The organism is Sphingobium sp. TomTYG72, assembly GCF_055394715.1.
Genome location: NZ_AP027337.1, coordinates 187,648 through 204,833, shown reverse-complemented (window position 1 = coordinate 204,833; position 17,186 = coordinate 187,648). Strand labels below are relative to the sequence as shown.

The following is a 17,186-nucleotide window of genomic DNA, read 5'->3' as shown; positions in this document are numbered from 1 at the left end:
GGGTGGGGCTGGCCGCTTTCCTGCCGCTGTTGGCGCTAGCGCAGCCGGGCGAGCCTGTGCCGCCGCCGCCGCCGGACAATTGGGAAGAGATATTGAACGCGCCCGAGGTGGGGGCGGACGAGCAGTCGATCGATGGGCGGCGTAGGCCGGGGTATGAAGCGCCGCTGCCTGAGGCGGTGACCCAGGATAATGTGGGGGCCGTGCGCGCGCCTCCGCCAGAGGCTTTTCCGGTGGATCAGGTGCCGATCCCGGACCGCTGGCGGCTGATTGAATCGCTGGGCGTGGTCAAGGAACGCTGGTTCGATCCCTATGGCCAGAACACGCTGAAGGGTGACCGGCCGATTGACCGCGAGAAGGTCAAGTGGCTGCCGATCAAGGGCGAGGACTGGTTCTTCGTCGCCAATGCGGTGAGCGACACGGTGATGGAGCCGCGTACTTTTCCGATTCCCGTCGGCGTGCAGACGACCGAGCGGCCGGGCAGCATTGATGTGTTCGGCAAGGATGCAAGCTATGTGCTGAGCCAGACCTTCATCGGCGGCGTGGCGTTGATCAAGGGATCGACCGCGTTCAAGCCACCGGAGATCGAGTATCGGCTGACGCTGGCCTATAATATCAACCATGTGAATGTGCCCGAACGGCGGGTGCTGTTCGTGGAGCCGTCGAAGGCGAGCCATCGCACCGACCATTTTCTGGGGGTGCAGGAACTGTTCGTCGATTATCATCTGGCGAATACTTCGGATCGCTATGATTTCCGGTCGATCCGTGTGGGCATTCAGCCTTTTCAGTCGGATTTTCGCGGCTTTCTGTTCAATGATCAGCAGCTGGGCATTCGGCTGTTCGGTAATCGGGACAATAATCGGTTTCAGTTCAACCTCGCGGCCTTTTGGCGGTTGGAGAAGGATACCAATTCGGGCCTGAATTCGGTGGTACAGCCGCCGCGGCGGGACTGGGTTTTTCTGGCTAACCTGTATCGGCAGGATTTCCTGATACCGGGGTTCACCAGCCAGATTACTGCCGTCTATAATATGAACCGCGAGGCGGGGCGGATCGAGGTCGATGATAATGGCTTTCCGGTGCGGCCTGCCTTGCTGGGCGACCTGCGCGGGCGGGATTATGATGTCGTTTATCTAGGCTATAATGCGGATGGGCGGATCGGGCGGATCAATCTGACGGCATCGGTTTACGGGGCGCTGGGGGAGGATCGGAACAGCTTCTTTACGTCGGAGCCTGCGCAGATCAGGGCGTTTTTTGCTGCTGCTGAGGCGAGCATCGACAAGGATTGGATGCGGTTCCGGCTGTCGGGGCTGTATGCGAGTGGGGATGGCGATCCTTACGACAATCGCGAAAATGGGTTCGACGCGATTTTCGAGAATCCGGTCTTTGCAGGGGCGGATACGAGTTATTGGATCAGGCAGACTATTCCCTTTGCGGGGGGTGGGCGCGTCATTGGGATCAATGGGCGCAATGGCGTGCTGAATTCGCTGCGGTCATCGAAGGAACAGGGGCAGTCGAACTTCAACAATCCCGGCACGATGCTGCTGGGCGCGGGGGCGGATTTCGATCTGCTGCCGGAATTGCGGGTTTCGGCCAATGCGAACCATTTGTGGTTTGAGAATACGGCGACATTGCAGGCTTTGCGGAACGAGGGGAGTATTCCCAAGTCGATCGGCTGGGACTTGTCCACGGCGGCGATCTGGCGGCCTAAGGCGACGCAGAATATTGTGTTTCGCCTGTCGGGGGCGACTTTGCTGCCGGGGGCGGGATTTCGCGACCTTTTCACCAATAGCGAGCGTAACCGGGAATATTATTCGGTGCTCGGCAATTTGATTTTGAGCTATTGATGCGGCCTTTCTTCGCCTTTCTGTTGCTGATCCTTGCCGCTTTGACGGTGCCGGTGGTGATCCTGCATGCGTCCGATGCGGAAAAGCCGGTGACGCGGGTCTATGCGGTGACGCCGCCTGCGCCGATGAGCCAGACGGCGGATCAGGTCGCGGCGAAGTCGGACGGTTGTTATAGCTGCCACACCAAGACCGATGAGCCGTCGATGCACGCGACCCCTGCGGTGATGCTGGGCTGCGTGGATTGCCATGGCGGCGATGCGGCGGTGCGGGGCGACCCGAGCCATGGGTTTGACGATCCGGCCTATGTGGCGGCGCGGGACAAGGCGCATGTGCTGCCGCGTTATCCGGGGAGCTGGCATTATCCATCTTCGGCGAACCCGAAGCGGACTTATACGTTGCTCAACCGGGAGGCGCCGGAATTTGTGCGCTTTGTGAACCCGAGCGACTATCGCGTGGCGCGGGAGGCTTGCGGGTCGTGCCACATGCAGGTGATCGAGGCGGCCGAGCGGTCGCTGATGGCGTCGGGGGCGATGCTGTGGGGCGGGGCGGCCTATAATAACGGGATCGTGCCGTACAAGAATTACATCTTTGGCGAGGCTTATACCAAGGATGGAAAGCCTGCGAAGATCGTGTCGCCGGGGTCGCCTCCGGGCACGCTGACGGCGGAGCAGAAGGCGCGGGGCGCGTTGGCGGAACTGTATCCGCTGCCCAACTGGCAGGTGACGCCGCCGGGGGACGTGTTCCGCGTGTTCGAGCGGGGTGGGCGGAATATTGCTACGCAGTTTCCGGAAATTGGCTTGCCCAATCCGACTGGCTCCATTCAGCGACTGGAGGAGCCGGGGCGGCCTGATTTGAAGCAGTCGAGCCGGGGGCCGGGGACGGGATTGCGCGTGGCGATCCCGGTGCTGAACCTGCACAAGACGCGGCTCAACGACCCCTATATGTGGTTCATGGGGACCAATGATCAGCCGGGCGACTATCGCCATTCGGGTTGTTCGGGGTGCCATGTGGTTTACGCGAACGACCGCGAGCCGCGCCACAGCCTGACCTATGCGCAATATGGGCGGGATGGACAGACGGCGACGGTCGATCCGACGATTGCGGGGAAGATGGCGCATGAAGAGGGCGGCCATGGCGCGCTGAAGGGGGCGCATGACGAGACGCCCGATCATCCCATCGGTGCGGTCAAGGAAAGCGGGCATCCGATCCGGCACGCCTTCACCCGCGCGATCCCGACGGCGCAGTGCATGAATTGCCACATGCATCAGCCCAATATCTTCCTGAACAGTTATCTCGGCTACACCATGTGGGACTATGAGTCCGACGCCCCGCTAATGTGGCCGGAGAAGCAAAAATATCCCGACGCGGCCGAGGTGCACAAGACGCTGGAGCGCAATCCGGAAGGGGCAGCGCCGAAGGGCAAATGGTCCGACCTCGACTTCCTGCGCAACGTCTACGACCTGAACGACAAGGCGAAGGACACGCAGTTCGCCGACTATCACGGCCATGGCTGGAACTTCCGTGGCGTCTTCAAGCGGGATCGCGAAGGCAATCTGCTCGACGCGGACGGCAAAGTCGTGTCGAACGACGATCCGGAGAAATGGCGCAAGAAAGGTGAGGGCAAGTTCGTCCAGCCCGGCACCAATCCGGGCAAGTCCGTCCACCTCATGGACATTCATGCCGAAAAGGGCCTGCAATGCGCCGACTGTCATTTTGCGCAGGACAGCCATGGCAACGGCTTCATCTATGGCGAGGTGGCGAATGCGATCGAGATCGGTTGCAAGGATTGCCATGGCACGGCGGACGCATATCCGACGCTGCTGACGTCGGGACCGGCCGCGCCGCCGAAAGGCAATAATCTCGCGCTGCTCCGCAATCCTGATGGCAAGCGGCGGTTTGAATGGTTTTATGACGCGAGCGGGCGGCGCAAGTTGATCCAGCGGTCGATCGTCGATCCCAGCCTTGTGTGGGAGGTCAGCCTCGTCAAGGATTCGGTGGACGCCGCCAATCCCCATTTCAATGCGAAGGCGGCCCGCGCCAAGCTGATGAGCAAGTCGGGCGCGGAGGATGGCAGCTTTGCCTTCGGGCCGGGCGTCGCCAAGGCGGACCGTGCCCATGGCGATGACTCCATGGCCTGCTTCACCTGTCACCTCAGCTGGACGACCAGCTGCGGCGGGTGTCACTTGCCAATCGAGGCGAACTGGAAAACGTCGCTGCACCATTATGAGGGCGAGGAGACGCGCAACTTCGCGACCTATAATCCGCAGGTCGCGCGGGACGAGATGTTCCAGCTTGGCAAGCATATGACGACCAAGGGGAACGCGACCGCGCCGGTGCGATCGACGTCCGCGCTGGTGCTGTCATCGACCAACATCAACCGCGAGCGCATCTATATTCAGCAGCCGCCGGTGTCGGGCATCGGCTTTTCGTCACAGGCGTTCGCGCCGCACTTCCCGCATACGGTGCGCAAGACCGAGACGAAGACCTGTTCCGACTGCCACTTGTCGGTGAAGGACGACAATAATGCGATCATGTCGCAGCTGTTGTTGTTGGGCACGAACTTCGTCAATTTCGTGGGGCTGAATGCCTGGACGGGGATGGAAGGCGGGTTCGAGGCGATCCGCGTTACGGAGTGGGACGAGCCGCAGGCGGTGATCGGGTCTTACCTTCAGAAATATGCCTATCCCGATTATTGGAAGCTGCATGTCGAGCAGAATGGCCGCGAACTGAAGAATTGGGTGCGGGGCAAATTCTTCGACAAGAAGGGATCGGGCGAAACCCGGCCGGTCGAGGAATTCCGCAACGTCGTGAAAGGCACGGCGGGTCGGGTCGGGTGCCTGCAACTGCGCGGCGAATATATGTATGTGGCGGAGGGCAAGGGCGGCTTTCGCGTCTATGACGTCGCGTCGATCGCGAACAAGGGTTTTTCCGAACCGATCGTCAGCGGGCCTTTCTCGAAGCTCGGCCATAATACGGGCGTCGCGTCGAAAAATGCGACCTGCATGGCGCTGCCGACCAATCAGCCGATCAATCCGCTGCGCAGCACTAAGGAGCTGCGGGAGATTAATCAGGAACAGCCCTTCCTGCCGATCTACAGCTATGCGGCGGTGACGGACAGTGTCGAAGGGCTCATCATGGTCAATATTGAGACCATGGCCGACGGCGAATTCCGCAACAATTTCCTGAAGCGCGCCGTCACCTGGAACCCCGATGGCGTGCTGAACGGCGCGCGACATATCCAGCTTGCCGGGCAAATCGCCTATATCACCGCTGACGTGGGCTTGGTGGTCGTGGACCTGAGCGATCCGCTGCACCCACGCCTCGCCGCCGTCCGCCCGCTCAGGGATGCGTGGGCGAGCGCGATCCAGTTCCGCTACCTCTGGGTCACCGACGCCGACGGGCTGAAACTGTTCGATGTGACGAAGCTCACCGATCCGGTGGCCGTGCCATCCGCGACCGTGCCGCTGAAGGACGCGCGCCGCATCTATCTGGCGCGCACCTATGCCTATGTCGCGGCGAAGGCCGAGGGTCTGGCGATCGTCAACATCACCAATCCCTTGAAGCCCAGCCTCTATGCCAGGGAGACATTCGGCGGCCAGATGACCGATGTCGAGGATGTCATCGTCGGCACCACCAACGCGTCGCTCTTCGCCTATATCGCGGACGGCCGGAACGGCATGAAGGTGATCCAGCTGACCAGCCCGGCGAGCCAGCCCAATTTCTACGGCTTCTCCCCTGCGCCCAAGCCCGAACTGATCGCGTGGGCACGTACGCCCACGCCTGCGGTGGCTCTGTCCAAGGGTCTGGATCGCGATCGGGCGGTGGACGAGACGGGCGGGCAGATCGCGGTGTTCGGACGGATCGGGTCGCGGCCCTTCACCCGGCCTGAGATGGAACGGCTGTTCCTGACGTCGAAGGGCGTGCCCTACAAGGTCAGCGATGAAGTGGACATGAAGAGCTGGCGACCGCCTTTGCTGCGATGAGGGGTGTGTGCGACCGCGTCGGCCATCGAAGGGGGAATGATATGAGGCTAGCGTCCAAAATACTGATGACGGCAACGCTTATCGCCGTGCTGTCCGGCTGTTCCGTCGGCGTGAAGCGGACGGCGGGCATGAAAGCCTATGGCCGGGGTGATTTCGCAACTGCGATCCCACTGTTGAAGGAAGAGATCGGGCATGGCGATGTGTCCGCACGCTATTCGTTGGGTTTGGCATACCGCGACGGCAACGGCGTGGAACAGGACAAGGAACAGGCAGAAATATTGCTGACCGGCGCCGCGGTCGGCGGCGACCCGCGCGCGGTGGCGGCCATCCGCCAGATGCTGCTCACGCAGGCTCTCTGCCCAAAGGACAAAAGGCTGCACGATCTGTGGGGCAGCCTGGCGATGCACCGGAACATCGTTTACGGCACCTATGAGCTGAATAGCGCCCCGTCGGGAATATTGATGGCGATGGCCGCAATATATGACGATCCATGCCAGCCCCGGCCAGTTCAGGCGGAATCTGCGCGCAGCCTTCGGGCTATGGCAGGCGGCCCGCGCCATATATGGATATATGTGCCGGGCTGACCAGGACGCTATGAGCTAAAGAGCGATCCCCACAGTTTCCAGCCTACGCCCAGGGTGAGGCCGATCAGCGCGGTGACAATGAGCACATCGAGCGCTGACAGATCGTCGTCGTTCCGGGCCATTGGCTGGTCTCCTGCTGCCGCCGATCGTGGCGCCGACGACGGCCGCGCGCGAGCCTATCATGTTTCGGGAGCGAAATGCGATGGGGACGATGGAGTAGGGAACGGGCGACTGCTTCCAAATACTGATCCCGCTGCCAACCGTTGAGAGTTCAAAGCTGGCATTGCCGCAGTGATACGCTCGCTATAGAGAGTCTGAAGGGGGATCTGCATGAAGCCTGTTTGCATGGGGGCAGCAACGGTGGCTGCGCTATTCTGCTTGGCCACGCCGGCCTTGGCGGAAGGTCCCTATTATTTCCATCAACGCGGCATTGGCCGCGATCGTTACATGGACGATGTGAACGATTGTACGGAACTCGCAGGTGGCGTGCGGACGACACATATTCGTTTCATGGCCTATGGCTCGAGTGCGGCCAACAACGCCATAGCTGCGGGTATAGGCTCTTTCTTTGCTTCAATGGCGGCAAGCCGGGAACGGCGGCGGTTGATTTCACGCGTCGAAAGAACTTGCATGGCGGACAAGGGCTATGAGCGCCGTTCGATCGACAAGGCAAGCCATGCGGAAATCAGGAAGCTGGAAGGTGAAGCACGGATAGATCGCATGTTCGCGCTCGTCGCTGCGGAACAGCCTGTGGGGGAGGTGCTGGTAGAATGAAGCGATATCTTATTTTCTGGTTTGCCATGATAACCGCCTGGGCCGCGCCAGCAGCAGCATCCGGCGGGCTCAGCAAGGTGCCATCGGCACTCGATCCTACCAAAGCCTATGTGGTGGTGGAAATCGGCAAGCTGGACGATGCCATGTTGTACGGCACGCTGATCCTCGGCCGCTATGATCCGGCGAAGAACGATATTGCCACACCCACGCCGCCGCCCGGCGGCAAGATACCGCGTGGAGGATGGGTCCTCGACAACCGTGTTCACCTCATCAAGCCTGCAATGAAGGACAAGGAGCGGCGCCTCTACATCGCTGAACTTGATCCGGGGAATTGGGTGGTGGAAGGGGCCAATGATACCGCCTTTTCGCTTGGCTCCTCGGCGATGCAGCTTGCGGCAGGCACCGTCACCGACCTGGGTGTCGTGTCCGTCTACAGCGACTTTCCTCAAGGCCAGAAGCGTGATGTATTGACGGCAGGGCGTTTGCTTAAAGGCGCACTTATGGGGGGCATTTTCGGCAGTACTTTGCCGCAGCCAATGCCAAAAGCTGTCGATATTCGACCGCGCGAGCCAAGTGACATGCCGCTGCCCTCTCTGTTGGCACGGGCGACGCCGGTTGTTTGGTCAGGGGAGGTGCGTTTCGGGAACCATCTTGGCGGGTTGATCAATCGGATGGGCGGCCGCAAGGCCCGCTTGCGAGCGCTCGTTGCAGAACAGGCGACGGTGACAGCGGAGGCTGAAGACGAAACCGCCAAGGATGGAGGCAGCGCGTCGGTAGAGCATGTGGCTGCACCAGCGACCCCTCAATAGAGAAGCTGGCGGCGCCCGTCAGGACACGTTCGATCCCCGTCTTCGCTGGATGACCAATGCGACGCCGCCGTCACGCCGGCCGTTCATCCATCAGCATGCGGACCAGCGGCTGCATGCCGGTGTCGAACTTGGCCAGCCCGACATGATCGTCCGCCGTTTCAAAATGCGTGACAAGGCCATGCTCCGTCCAGCGGTGGAGCGCGTAGGCGGGCGCATCGGCGATGATCATCGGCCGGTTGTCCGGGGCGTCCGGATCCATTGGCCGCAGGTCCAGCGCGAGCTGGGGCGCCGTGGAGGAGCAGATGGCGACGGTCGTGCCCTGCCACGGCGCGGTGATGGTGCGGTGAAGGTGACCGCAGAGCAGCGCAGCGATGTTGGGGCGGCTTGCGATGGTAGCGGCGAAGCGCTGGACCCAGGGCTCGTCCGGGTGGGTGTTCATCCATTCGATCCCAGCTTCGACCGGGGGATGATGCATGACGATGAGGGTGGGGGTGGCGCTGTCCTCATTGAGGCGGGCGGCGAGCCATGCGGCGCGGGCTTCGCAGAAGGCGCCGCCGTGGCGGCCGGGCTCCAGCGTGTCGAGGACGAGGATGCGACGGTTTTCCAGCGGGATGGCGTAGTGGACGAAGCCGTCGTGCTGGGGGATGTGGGGGAAGATCGCGGCGAAGTTGGCGCGGTCATCATGATTGCCCATGCAGGGCCAGACCGGGAAAGGGCAGGCGGCGAAGGCTTGCGCCAGGGCGCGATAGCTTTCCGGATCGCCCTGATCGGTGAGGTCGCCGGTGGCGAGCAACAGGTCGGGGCGGTTGGGGCCATCGATCAGGGCGCGCAGGACCTGATCCAGACGCTGGCGGTTCAGCTCGGCGGGGTTGCCGGGGTCGAAGCCGAGGTGAATGTCGGTGATCTGGGCGATCAGCATGGTCCTTGCTCCCCCCTCAACTCTCGCGGCCTGTCTTGCGCGGTCTGTCGGCCTGATCTCTTCTGACGGTTTGATTGGCGGGCGTCCATGGCGCGCCGTCGCCGATATGATAGCTGTGGCACATGGCGCAGCCGGAGGGCACGTCCGCGCGGGACTTTTCGCCGCCGTGGCAGGTGCGGCAGCTGTCGATGCCGGGCAGGAGGAGCTGGCGCGCGTCATGGGATTTGGGCGCGGCGTGGCAGCTTTCGCAGGTTTCGGTGCTGTGCGCTTTGTGGTCGAACCAGCCATTCATCATGTAGCGCATCGGCTGGTTGACGGGGGTGACTTGCCAGTTGATTCCGCCTCCGGTGACGGTGTGGCAGTCGTAGCAGGCTCCGCCTTTCGAGAAGACGGCGCGGATGGCGTCGTCGGCGCGGGAGGGGCGGGCGGCGACTGCGCCGAAATAGGCGTGATAGACGCGGCCCTGCGCATAGTCGCCGGGGCGGCGGCGGGCCATGCCGCCGAGGGAGAGCGGGGTGGCAGGGCTGGTGGAGCGGTAATAGGCGCGCAGGTCCGCGATCACCTGTTCGGGCTGGCCGTGGCGCAGGGTGCGTACGGTGCCGCCGATCGTTTCGAAGGCGAGGCTGTGGCAGGACTGGCAGTCGCGTTCCATGTCGACGGGCATGAAGCGCACGCCATCGGCGGTCGGGCGGTGGCAATCCTTGCAGGCGAGGGCGTCGCCATAGCCGTTCTGTGCCTTCAACGTCCGCGCCATGCGGGCGACGCCGCCGGTTTTGGACAGGTGGACGTCGTGCGGGAATTTGAGGCCGCTGTCGTCCATCGGTTTGGTGTCGAGGCTGGCGCGGGTGAAGCTGGGGTGCTTGCCGGGGTTGTATTGGACAAGCGCCGAGAATTGCGGGTGGGCGGTGCCGAAGTCGCTGGCGTTGGCGAGCTTCGTGTCTTTGAGGCGGTCCTTCAGGCTGCCGTGGCAGTCCGTGCAGAAGGCCTGGGGCGCGGGCTGCATGGGACCAGCGCCTTCATGTTCGCGATGGCAATCGACGCAGGCGCCCTCGGGGGGCTTGCCGAAGGTGGCGGCGACAGTCGCCAGGAACTTGCCGCCGATGCCGGGTTCCGCGCGCGCCGCCGCGATGCGGGCGGCGGGGGCGTGGTCGTGGACGGACTTGTGGCAGGTCTGGCAGGCTGAATCGCGGACGGAGACGAACGCCTTTTGGTGGCAGGTCTCGCATTTGCCTTCGAGCGCGTGGTGGGCCTGGCTCAGAGGGCCGGAGGACCAGGCGCCGTCGCCCTTCACGCTGTAGATGTTGCGCGTATCGTCGGCGGGGCGGGTGGCGTAGCTGTAGATGGGAACCGCGAGGAAGCCGATGAGGATCGCGAGCACAAGGCCCCATGCGGTCAGGCGCTTGGGCGGGGCGAGGCGAGCGAGAGAGAAGACGCGGGCCTCCTCCTTTTCCTCCGAGGCTTCGGAGACGGCATCGACGCGGCGGATGGAGAGGATTGTCGCGCCGTCTTCGCTGCTGACGGTGATGCGATGGCCGCCGAAGCGCAGTTCCGCGCCCTTGGCCGTGTCGATGTCGGCCGAGCGGGTGGTGCGGCCTTCGATGTCGAAGCCGAGGGTGCCGGTGGCGCGGACACGGAGGGTGCGGGCGTCGAGCTGCTCGATCCGCGCGTGATCGGGTTCCAGCGCGAGGTCGGGGAGGTGGATGTCGTTGGTCGATGCGCGGCCCAGCGACAGCTGCGGCTTGGCAAGCGTCGCGCTGCGGACGATCTCGCGGCCGTCTGCGGTCAGGCTGATCTGGCGGACTGTGAAGCTCATTGCGCTCACCAGTAGAAGAAGACGCTGACGATGTGCGCGGTGAGCGCGGCGAGCAGGGCGAAGGTGGCCGGAACATGGAGGTAGAGCCAGATTTCCAGCAGTGCCTTTAATCGCAGGTGCCGGCGGAGGCGGGCGAGCATCGCCTGCTTGCGTTCGAGGAGGGCATCGATCTTTTCGAGCGGCTCCTTACCTGTGTCGGGATGGTCGCCGGTCCAATGGCGGAGCGATGCCTGCGCGGCGGCGGTGGCGCAGCGGGGGTAGCGGCCGGACAGGCGGGCGATCAGGCTGCCGCCGAAGGGGTCGTCGTTGAGGGACTGGCGGACTAGGCTGGCCTGATCGTGGGGCAGGGGCTGGGCGGCGTCATGCAACTGCCGGTCGATGGCGCGGATCGCTTCGAGCATCTGCACCTGCGTCATTTCCGTCCGGTTGTTGCTGAGCGCTGTGGGCAGGGTCGCATAGACGATGATGCCAAACAGGCCGGAAAGGATCACCAGCATCATCAGCACATAGGCGAGCGTATGAACGTTCCACCCAAGCTGAAAGCCCGTGTGCAGCGTGCCGATGACGATGAGGCTGAGGCCCAGATAGACATGGGCGCTGGTCCATGCCTTTAGCGACCAGCGGCCGCGCGTCATGGCGCGCTTGCGCAGGCCCAGCAGGGTGAGCCAGAGGATGAGGCCGACGCCGATGGTGCCGAGTGTGTAGCCGTACCAGCTGCCGCCATTGTGGTGTGGGGTGACGTCGATCAACAGATAGCTGGCGATGGTGAGGATGCAGAGGATGGTGGCGATCTTCAGCCAGCGGAAGTTCGCGTGGCGGAGGAAGCCGTCGTGGAGGGTTTCGCCCTTGGTGCGGCGCGGGCGGGTCGGGGTTGCTCGGGTGGCCATCAGAGCGTGTTCGCTTTGGTGTGGAGCATGATCGTATCGAAATTAGCTCTCATCCGTTCGGGCTGTTTGAGCGAGCCCCCTGTCTCGCTTAAATGTCGAAGCCCCTTACTCTCTTGAAGAAAAGTGAAGCCCTTCGACAAGCTCAGGGCGAACGGAGGTAGGGGATTGCCATTAGCTGGGAGATCGATCCCCGACTGCGGGGGGATGACGGAAATGATGTAGGCAGAGATGCCCATGCTCAATTCGCCTCCCGGTCCAAGCGGGCGACGGTGAGGAAATCCTCCGGCGAGACACGGATGGCGGCGCCGGTGGGGCAGGCGCGGACGCAGGCGGGGCCGCCTTCGATGCCGGAGCACATGTCGCACTTGATGGCTTTTTTTGGCTTTTCGACGCCGGGTTCGGTGTTTTTGTAGCGCCATTTCTTGGATGGTTCGCCGGGGCCGGGGCCTGAGCCGAAGAACATCCAGCTGAGCAGCCCCGGCTTCTTCGGCGGCACGCTGTCCATGCGGATCACGCCATAGGGGCAGTTGCGCTGGCAATTGCCGCAGCCGATGCAGGTTTCGTCGATGAAGACTTCGCCGTCCGGGCCGCGATGGATGGCGTTGGGCGGGCAGTCGGCCATGCAGTGCGGATGCTCGCAATGGCGGCAACTCGTCGGCACATGGAGATGGGCGTAGGTGCGCCCGGCTTCGCGGTCGAGGCGGGAGAGGCCTTCGTGGCTGTCGGCGCAGGCTTTCTCGCAATTGTCGCAGCCGACGCAGAGATGCTCGTCGATCAGGAGAACGTCGGTTGCTTCGCCGATGCCGTTATCGACCAGGAATTTCGCCGTTTCCGAATACATGTCGACGACGGTGGAAAAGCTGTCCTTGCGGCTTTCGATGAAGGCGTTGACGTCCTGCCGCGCGGCCATGTCGCGGCGGGCGCGTTCGAGCAAGGCGGGCTTGGCGGCCATCAGCCGGGCAAAGGCGTCGCCGTTCAGCTTGATGACCTCGGACTTGACCGTCGCCTTGACCGTGGCGGTGCGCGGGCCGCCCGCGATCAGCGCCATTTCGCCGACATAGGACCCAGCGGGAAGGTAGGAGAGGAAGACGTTCTTGCCGCCGATCTTCTTCTCCACGATCATGGAGCCGACGCGGATGACATAGATGTCATTGCCGAGGTCGCCTTCGGTCAGGATCGCCTCGCTCGCCTTAACGGTCTTGATCTCGGCGGTGTCGAGCACTTCGGCGAGATCGGCGGGGGTCAGCCCTGAGCCGAACATCTGGAGCAGTTGGCGTTCGGTCGAGATGCGGGTGATGGCGCGCTTGGCGGGCGGGTTGGAGGACATGAGCTTCAGCGCCGCCGTGCGCGACACCTCCACCATGATCGAGTCCTGGCCCGCGCGCACGGTCGAGCCACGGCGGCGGCCTGAGATGAGGCCGACTTCGCCGAAGATAGAGCCTTGGTCGATCGGCACGTCGGTGGCGGGGGCGACCTCCACCAGCGCCTGTCCGCCCGCAATGCCGAAGAGGGAGGAGCCGGGGTCGTGCTTTTCGAAGATGACTTCGCCAGCGCGATAGGCGCGGACCTCGCTGTCGAGCATGAACTCGCGCATCTGGAGGGGGGAAAGCCCTTCCAGGATCGAGACGTTGGTGCGCAGATATTCGAGCCATTCGGACACGCTGCGTTTTTCGGGAAGCGCGGCGAATTTGGCGGCCAGGATGGGTTCGTCGGCGGGCTTCAGGTCGTTGTTGCCGTTGATGAACTCGACAACGTCATAGCCCTGGTTCATGCAGTGCTTGATCAGCGGATAGCCCGCCAGCGCGCCGATCACGAAGATGCCGGGCGCGGTGCTTTCGAACACCGGGGAGAGCTTCGGGAAGGCCAGGCGGTCGTTGCTGGCGAATTCCACGCCGCAGCTTTCGACGAAGGCGCGCGGCGGGGCCGAGCCCATGCGGGCGATGATGCGGTCGCACTTCATCTTCACCTCGCCATCGCGGCTGTCGAGGGTGATGAAGCCGGGCTCGATCTTCGCCGTGGTGGACTCGGTCATGATGGAGAGGCGGCCTGCTTCGGCGGCGGCCATCAGTCCCTTGACGTTGGCGGGTTTGGCGCTGGCGAATTCGGTCGAGCGGTTGAGGATGGTGACGACATTCCCCTGCGCCTCGTCAGCGGCGAGGCCCATCGCATTTTCGATGCCCGCGTCCCCGGTGCCGACGACGAAGATATGTTCGTCATTATAATCGGCGGGGTCGTCCAGCTGATACTGGACATGGGGCAGGTCTGCGCCGGGGACGCGCATCAGGTTGGGATTGCCCTGCGTGCCGATCGCCATGATGACGGCGTCGGCGATGACTTCGCGGCCGTTGGAGAGGGTCAGGCGGTAGGGCGGGGCGAGGCGCTGGATTTCCTTGGTTTCGGTGGTGCCATCGCGTTTGCGCTCGACGATCTTGTGAATGCTGCCGGGGATGGGATCGCCGATGCCGGTGATGGCTTTGACTTCGGCATTATAGGCGATGTTGAGGCCCTGGGCGGCGGCCTGCTCATTCCAGCGGCCGAGGATCGCTTCGCGCTTGCCCGCGTCGAAATCGCAGTCGGAACGGAGCACGAGCTGGCTGGGCGTCGCCATCACATGCTTGCCCTTTTGATATTTGAAAATCGTGTCGGACAGATGGTCCGTCTTTTCGATCAGAAGATGCGGGATGCCGAGCTGCGCCGCGCGCGCGGCCGCGCTCATCCCCGCCGGTCCCGACCCGACGATCGCGATACGCACGCGGTCAGTCACTTGATACCCCCCTCTTGCGAGATCACCCGCAGCCCCGGCTTTAGCCCCTGCCGATTTATGGTGCGCGGATCAAGTCTTTGGGCACTCTATCAATTTGAATGGGCGGCGCTAGAGAGCAGTTGGTGATTTCGAGGGGGATGACGTGGCGGCGAAACTGAGCATGGGACGGGTGGCGCTGATCGGGGCGGCGGCGCTGGCGGTCGTGTCGGTGGGCTATAATATGTGGCGTGACCGGCCGGAGAAGGAGGAGGCCGCAGCTTCTGCGCCCTTCGCGGCGGCGGGGCAACCCGACCCGGAAAGCGTCATTCGCGGCTTGCAGGAAAGGGTAGGCGCCAACCCCAATGACGCGGAAGGCTGGCAGATGCTCGGCTGGGCCTATTTTGAGGCCGGGCGCCATGCGGATGCTGCGCGGGCTTATCGCCGTGCGGTGAAGCTGGCGCCGGGCAACGCGACCTTCTGGTCGTCGCTGGGCGAAGCGGTGGTGATGGCGAGCGAGCGCGATCCGATGCCCAAGGAAGCGGCGGAGGCTTTCGACAAGGCGGTGAAGCTCGACCCCAAGGAGCCCCGCGCGCGCTATTTCCAAGCGGTGCGCAAGGATTTGGCGAAGGACCATGAGGGCGCGATCCGCGATTGGCTGGCGCTGCTGGCTGATACGCCGCCGGGGGCTCCGTGGGAAGCGGACCTGCGGCGGACGATCGAGCAGGTGGGGAAGATCAACGACATCGATGTTGCGCAGCGGCTGGCGGCGGTGAAGCCCACGGCCCCCCATCCGCCGATCGGTTCGGTCGCGACGGCGGCGATCCCCGGCCCAAGCCGCGAGCAGATGCAAGCCGCCTCGCAGCTTCCCAAGGGACAGCAGGACGCGATGATCGAGGGCATGGTGTCGGGGCTGGAGGCGAAGCTGAAGGCCAATCCGGGCAATGTCGAGGGGTGGATCATGCTGATGCGCAGTCGGATGACGCTGGGTGAAACGGCCAAGGCACAGGCGGCGTTCGAGGCGGCGCGGAAGGCTAATCCGGGACAGGTGGGCAGGCTGAAGGATGAGGCTCGGGTGCTGGGGGTGCCGGGGGTCAGATAAATCCTCCCCATCGTCAGATGGGGAGGTGGCAGGCCAACGGTCTGACGGAGGGGAAGGAGCGCGACCTGCGTAATTCCCCTCCACCATCCTGCGGATGGTCCCCCTCCCCCCGCCTTCAGCGCGGGGAGGATTAAGGGGGGCGGAGCGGAACACTCGCGATCTTCACCCGTTGCCTTGCTGAAATGACAGCAGACCCCGCGATCTTCGATCCGCCGCCGGACTCGGTGGCCTTCTACACCGAAAGCCTCCAACATCTGGTGGAATCCGGCATCCCCTTCATGCTTTCGGGCACCTACGCGCTGGGCTGTCACACCGGCATCGTCCGCCCGACCAAAGACCTCGACGTCTTCTGCAAGGCCGGAGACGCGCCGCGCATCCTCGCCTATTTCAAGCATCTCGGCCATGAAGTCGAATTTGAGGACGAACGCTGGATCGGGAAGGTCTGGAAGGACAAGAACTTCTTCGACGTGATCTACAACATCTCATCGGCCAGCGTCCCCGTCACCGAAGAATGGTTCCGCGCCGAAGATCATGCGCAGGTCTATGGCATCAACGTCCGCATCACGCCGCCGACCGAATTCATCCTGTCGAAAATCTTCATCCAGGACCGTTATCGCTATGACGGTGCCGATGTCGTCCATGTCATCCTGCGCCAGCATGAGCGGATCAACTGGCAATGGCTGCTCGACACGATGGAGCTGCATTGGGAATTGCTGCTGATCCATCTGCTCAACTTCCGCTTCATCTATCCGACCGAACGCCATTGCATACCGCTCTGGCTTTTCGAGGAACTGCTGGGCCGCTTGCAGACTCGGGCGGAACTGCCGGTACCCAACATCCGCGTATGCCGGGGGCGGCTGCTGTCCCCGCGCGACTATCTGATCGACATCACCGAATGGGGCTTCGCCGATGTGGTCGGCAAGGGCCTTGAGGAGAGCCATGACCGCAACAAATGAACCAGCCCGGCACGAAGGTCTGACCCTCGCCGCGATCGGGGACCTGCATGTCACCGACACGTCCGAGCATCGTTACCGCGCGATGTTCGAGGAGATATCGGAAAAGGCCGACATATTGGCGCTGTGCGGCGACCTCACCAATTTCGGCAAGACGCGCGAGGCGGAGATATTGGCGGAGGATTTGCGCGCCTGTACGATCCCCACGGTCGCGGTGCTTGGCAATCACGACTATGAATGCGGCCAGCCCGAAGAAGTCGCCCGCATATTGCATGGCGCGGGCGTCACTGTGCTGGACGACCAGGCGGTGGAGATAAAGGGCGTCGGCTTTGCCGGGGTGAAGGGCTTTGTCGGCGGTTTCGGCCGGGGCGAACTCGGCGCCTTCGGGGAAAAGGGCATCAAGACCTTCGTCGAGGAAGCGATCAACGAAGCGCGGAAGCTGGAAAATGCCCTCCGTTCGTTGCGCACAGACCGTTGCGTGGCCGTGCTGCATTATGCCCCGGTGGAGGACACGGTGGAGGGAGAGCCACGGGAAATCTATCCATTTCTGGGCTCGTCGCGGCTGGCCGAGGCGATCGACCGGTTCGACAATGTCCGTTTCGCCGTGCATGGCCACGCCCATCGCGGCGCTTTTGAAGGTCGCACGCCGCGTGGCGTTCCCGTCTATAATTGCGCGCAGTTCGTCGTGTCGGAACGGTTCGATCGGCCCTACGCCCTGATCGCGCTGTGACTGGCGGGGTGGTCCCGCCAATCTGGTGACGATTGCCGCTTGTCCCGATGG

Annotated in this window: 12 protein-coding genes; 8 read left to right on the top strand and 4 right to left on the bottom strand. The window is 63.3% G+C overall.

Going from position 1 to position 17,186, the window contains the following annotated elements:
- The first annotated feature begins 2 nt into the window (after positions 1-2).
- From ACZ5U1_RS14365 to ACZ5U1_RS14345, 5 genes are all read left to right on the top strand, one after another.
- The gene (locus ACZ5U1_RS14365) at positions 3-1,841 is read left to right on the top strand and encodes a hypothetical protein (RefSeq protein WP_464780584.1); all 1,839 of its coding nucleotides are present in this window, start codon (positions 3-5) and stop codon (positions 1,839-1,841) included.
- Positions 1,841-5,824 carry an LVIVD repeat-containing protein gene (locus ACZ5U1_RS14360; protein ID WP_464780583.1) on the top strand — a complete coding sequence of 1,328 codons (3,984 nt, stop codon included), beginning with the start codon at positions 1,841-1,843 and terminating at the stop codon, positions 5,822-5,824. The genes ACZ5U1_RS14365 and ACZ5U1_RS14360 overlap by 1 nt, the downstream gene beginning before the upstream one ends.
- Before the next feature lie 41 nt (positions 5,825-5,865).
- Positions 5,866-6,408 (top strand): tetratricopeptide repeat protein, encoded by a 543-nt coding sequence (locus ACZ5U1_RS14355; protein ID WP_464780582.1) that lies wholly within the window; start codon positions 5,866-5,868, stop codon positions 6,406-6,408.
- A 330-nt stretch (positions 6,409-6,738) separates the two neighbouring features.
- The gene (locus tag ACZ5U1_RS14350) at positions 6,739-7,182 is read left to right on the top strand and encodes a hypothetical protein (protein ID WP_464780581.1); all 444 of its coding nucleotides are present in this window, start codon (positions 6,739-6,741) and stop codon (positions 7,180-7,182) included.
- Entirely contained in the window at positions 7,179-7,991 is an 813-nt protein-coding gene (locus tag ACZ5U1_RS14345) for a hypothetical protein (RefSeq protein WP_464780580.1), read from the top strand. The genes ACZ5U1_RS14350 and ACZ5U1_RS14345 overlap by 4 nt, the downstream gene beginning before the upstream one ends.
- 70 nt (positions 7,992-8,061) lie before the next feature.
- Here ACZ5U1_RS14345 and ACZ5U1_RS14340 read toward each other — a convergent pair whose 3' ends face one another.
- The 4 genes from ACZ5U1_RS14340 to ACZ5U1_RS14325 all read right to left on the bottom strand — a co-directional run bounded on the left by ACZ5U1_RS14340 (position 8,062) and on the right by ACZ5U1_RS14325 (position 14,326).
- Positions 8,062-8,910 (bottom strand): metallophosphoesterase, encoded by an 849-nt coding sequence (locus ACZ5U1_RS14340; protein ID WP_464780579.1) that lies wholly within the window; start codon positions 8,908-8,910, stop codon positions 8,062-8,064.
- 16 nt (positions 8,911-8,926) lie between these two features.
- On the bottom strand, positions 8,927-10,723 hold the full coding sequence (locus ACZ5U1_RS14335) for a cytochrome c3 family protein (protein ID WP_464780578.1): 1,797 nt from the start codon (positions 10,721-10,723) through the stop codon (positions 8,927-8,929).
- Between the two features lie 5 nt (positions 10,724-10,728).
- The gene (locus ACZ5U1_RS14330; protein ID WP_464780577.1) at positions 10,729-11,610 is read right to left on the bottom strand and encodes a hypothetical protein; all 882 of its coding nucleotides are present in this window, start codon (positions 11,608-11,610) and stop codon (positions 10,729-10,731) included.
- Between the two features lie 238 nt (positions 11,611-11,848).
- Positions 11,849-14,326: a cyclic nucleotide-binding domain-containing protein gene (locus tag ACZ5U1_RS14325; protein ID WP_464780809.1), complete on the bottom strand. Its 2,478-nt coding sequence runs from the start codon at positions 14,324-14,326 to the stop codon at positions 11,849-11,851.
- Between the two features lie 268 nt (positions 14,327-14,594).
- Between ACZ5U1_RS14325 and ACZ5U1_RS14320 the strand changes: the two genes are divergently transcribed.
- The 3 genes from ACZ5U1_RS14320 (at position 14,595) to ACZ5U1_RS14310 (ending at position 17,135) form a co-directional block, all read left to right on the top strand.
- The gene (locus tag ACZ5U1_RS14320; protein WP_464780808.1) at positions 14,595-15,452 is read left to right on the top strand and encodes a tetratricopeptide repeat protein; all 858 of its coding nucleotides are present in this window, start codon (positions 14,595-14,597) and stop codon (positions 15,450-15,452) included.
- A gap of 182 nt (positions 15,453-15,634) precedes the next feature.
- A complete protein-coding gene (locus ACZ5U1_RS14315; RefSeq protein ID WP_464780576.1) occupies positions 15,635-16,408 on the top strand; it encodes a nucleotidyltransferase family protein in 774 nt (257 codons plus the stop codon).
- On the top strand, positions 16,392-17,135 hold the full coding sequence (locus tag ACZ5U1_RS14310; protein WP_464780575.1) for a metallophosphoesterase family protein: 744 nt from the start codon (positions 16,392-16,394) through the stop codon (positions 17,133-17,135). Before ACZ5U1_RS14315 ends, ACZ5U1_RS14310 begins: the two co-directional genes overlap by 17 nt.
- Positions 17,136-17,186 lie beyond the last annotated feature (51 nt).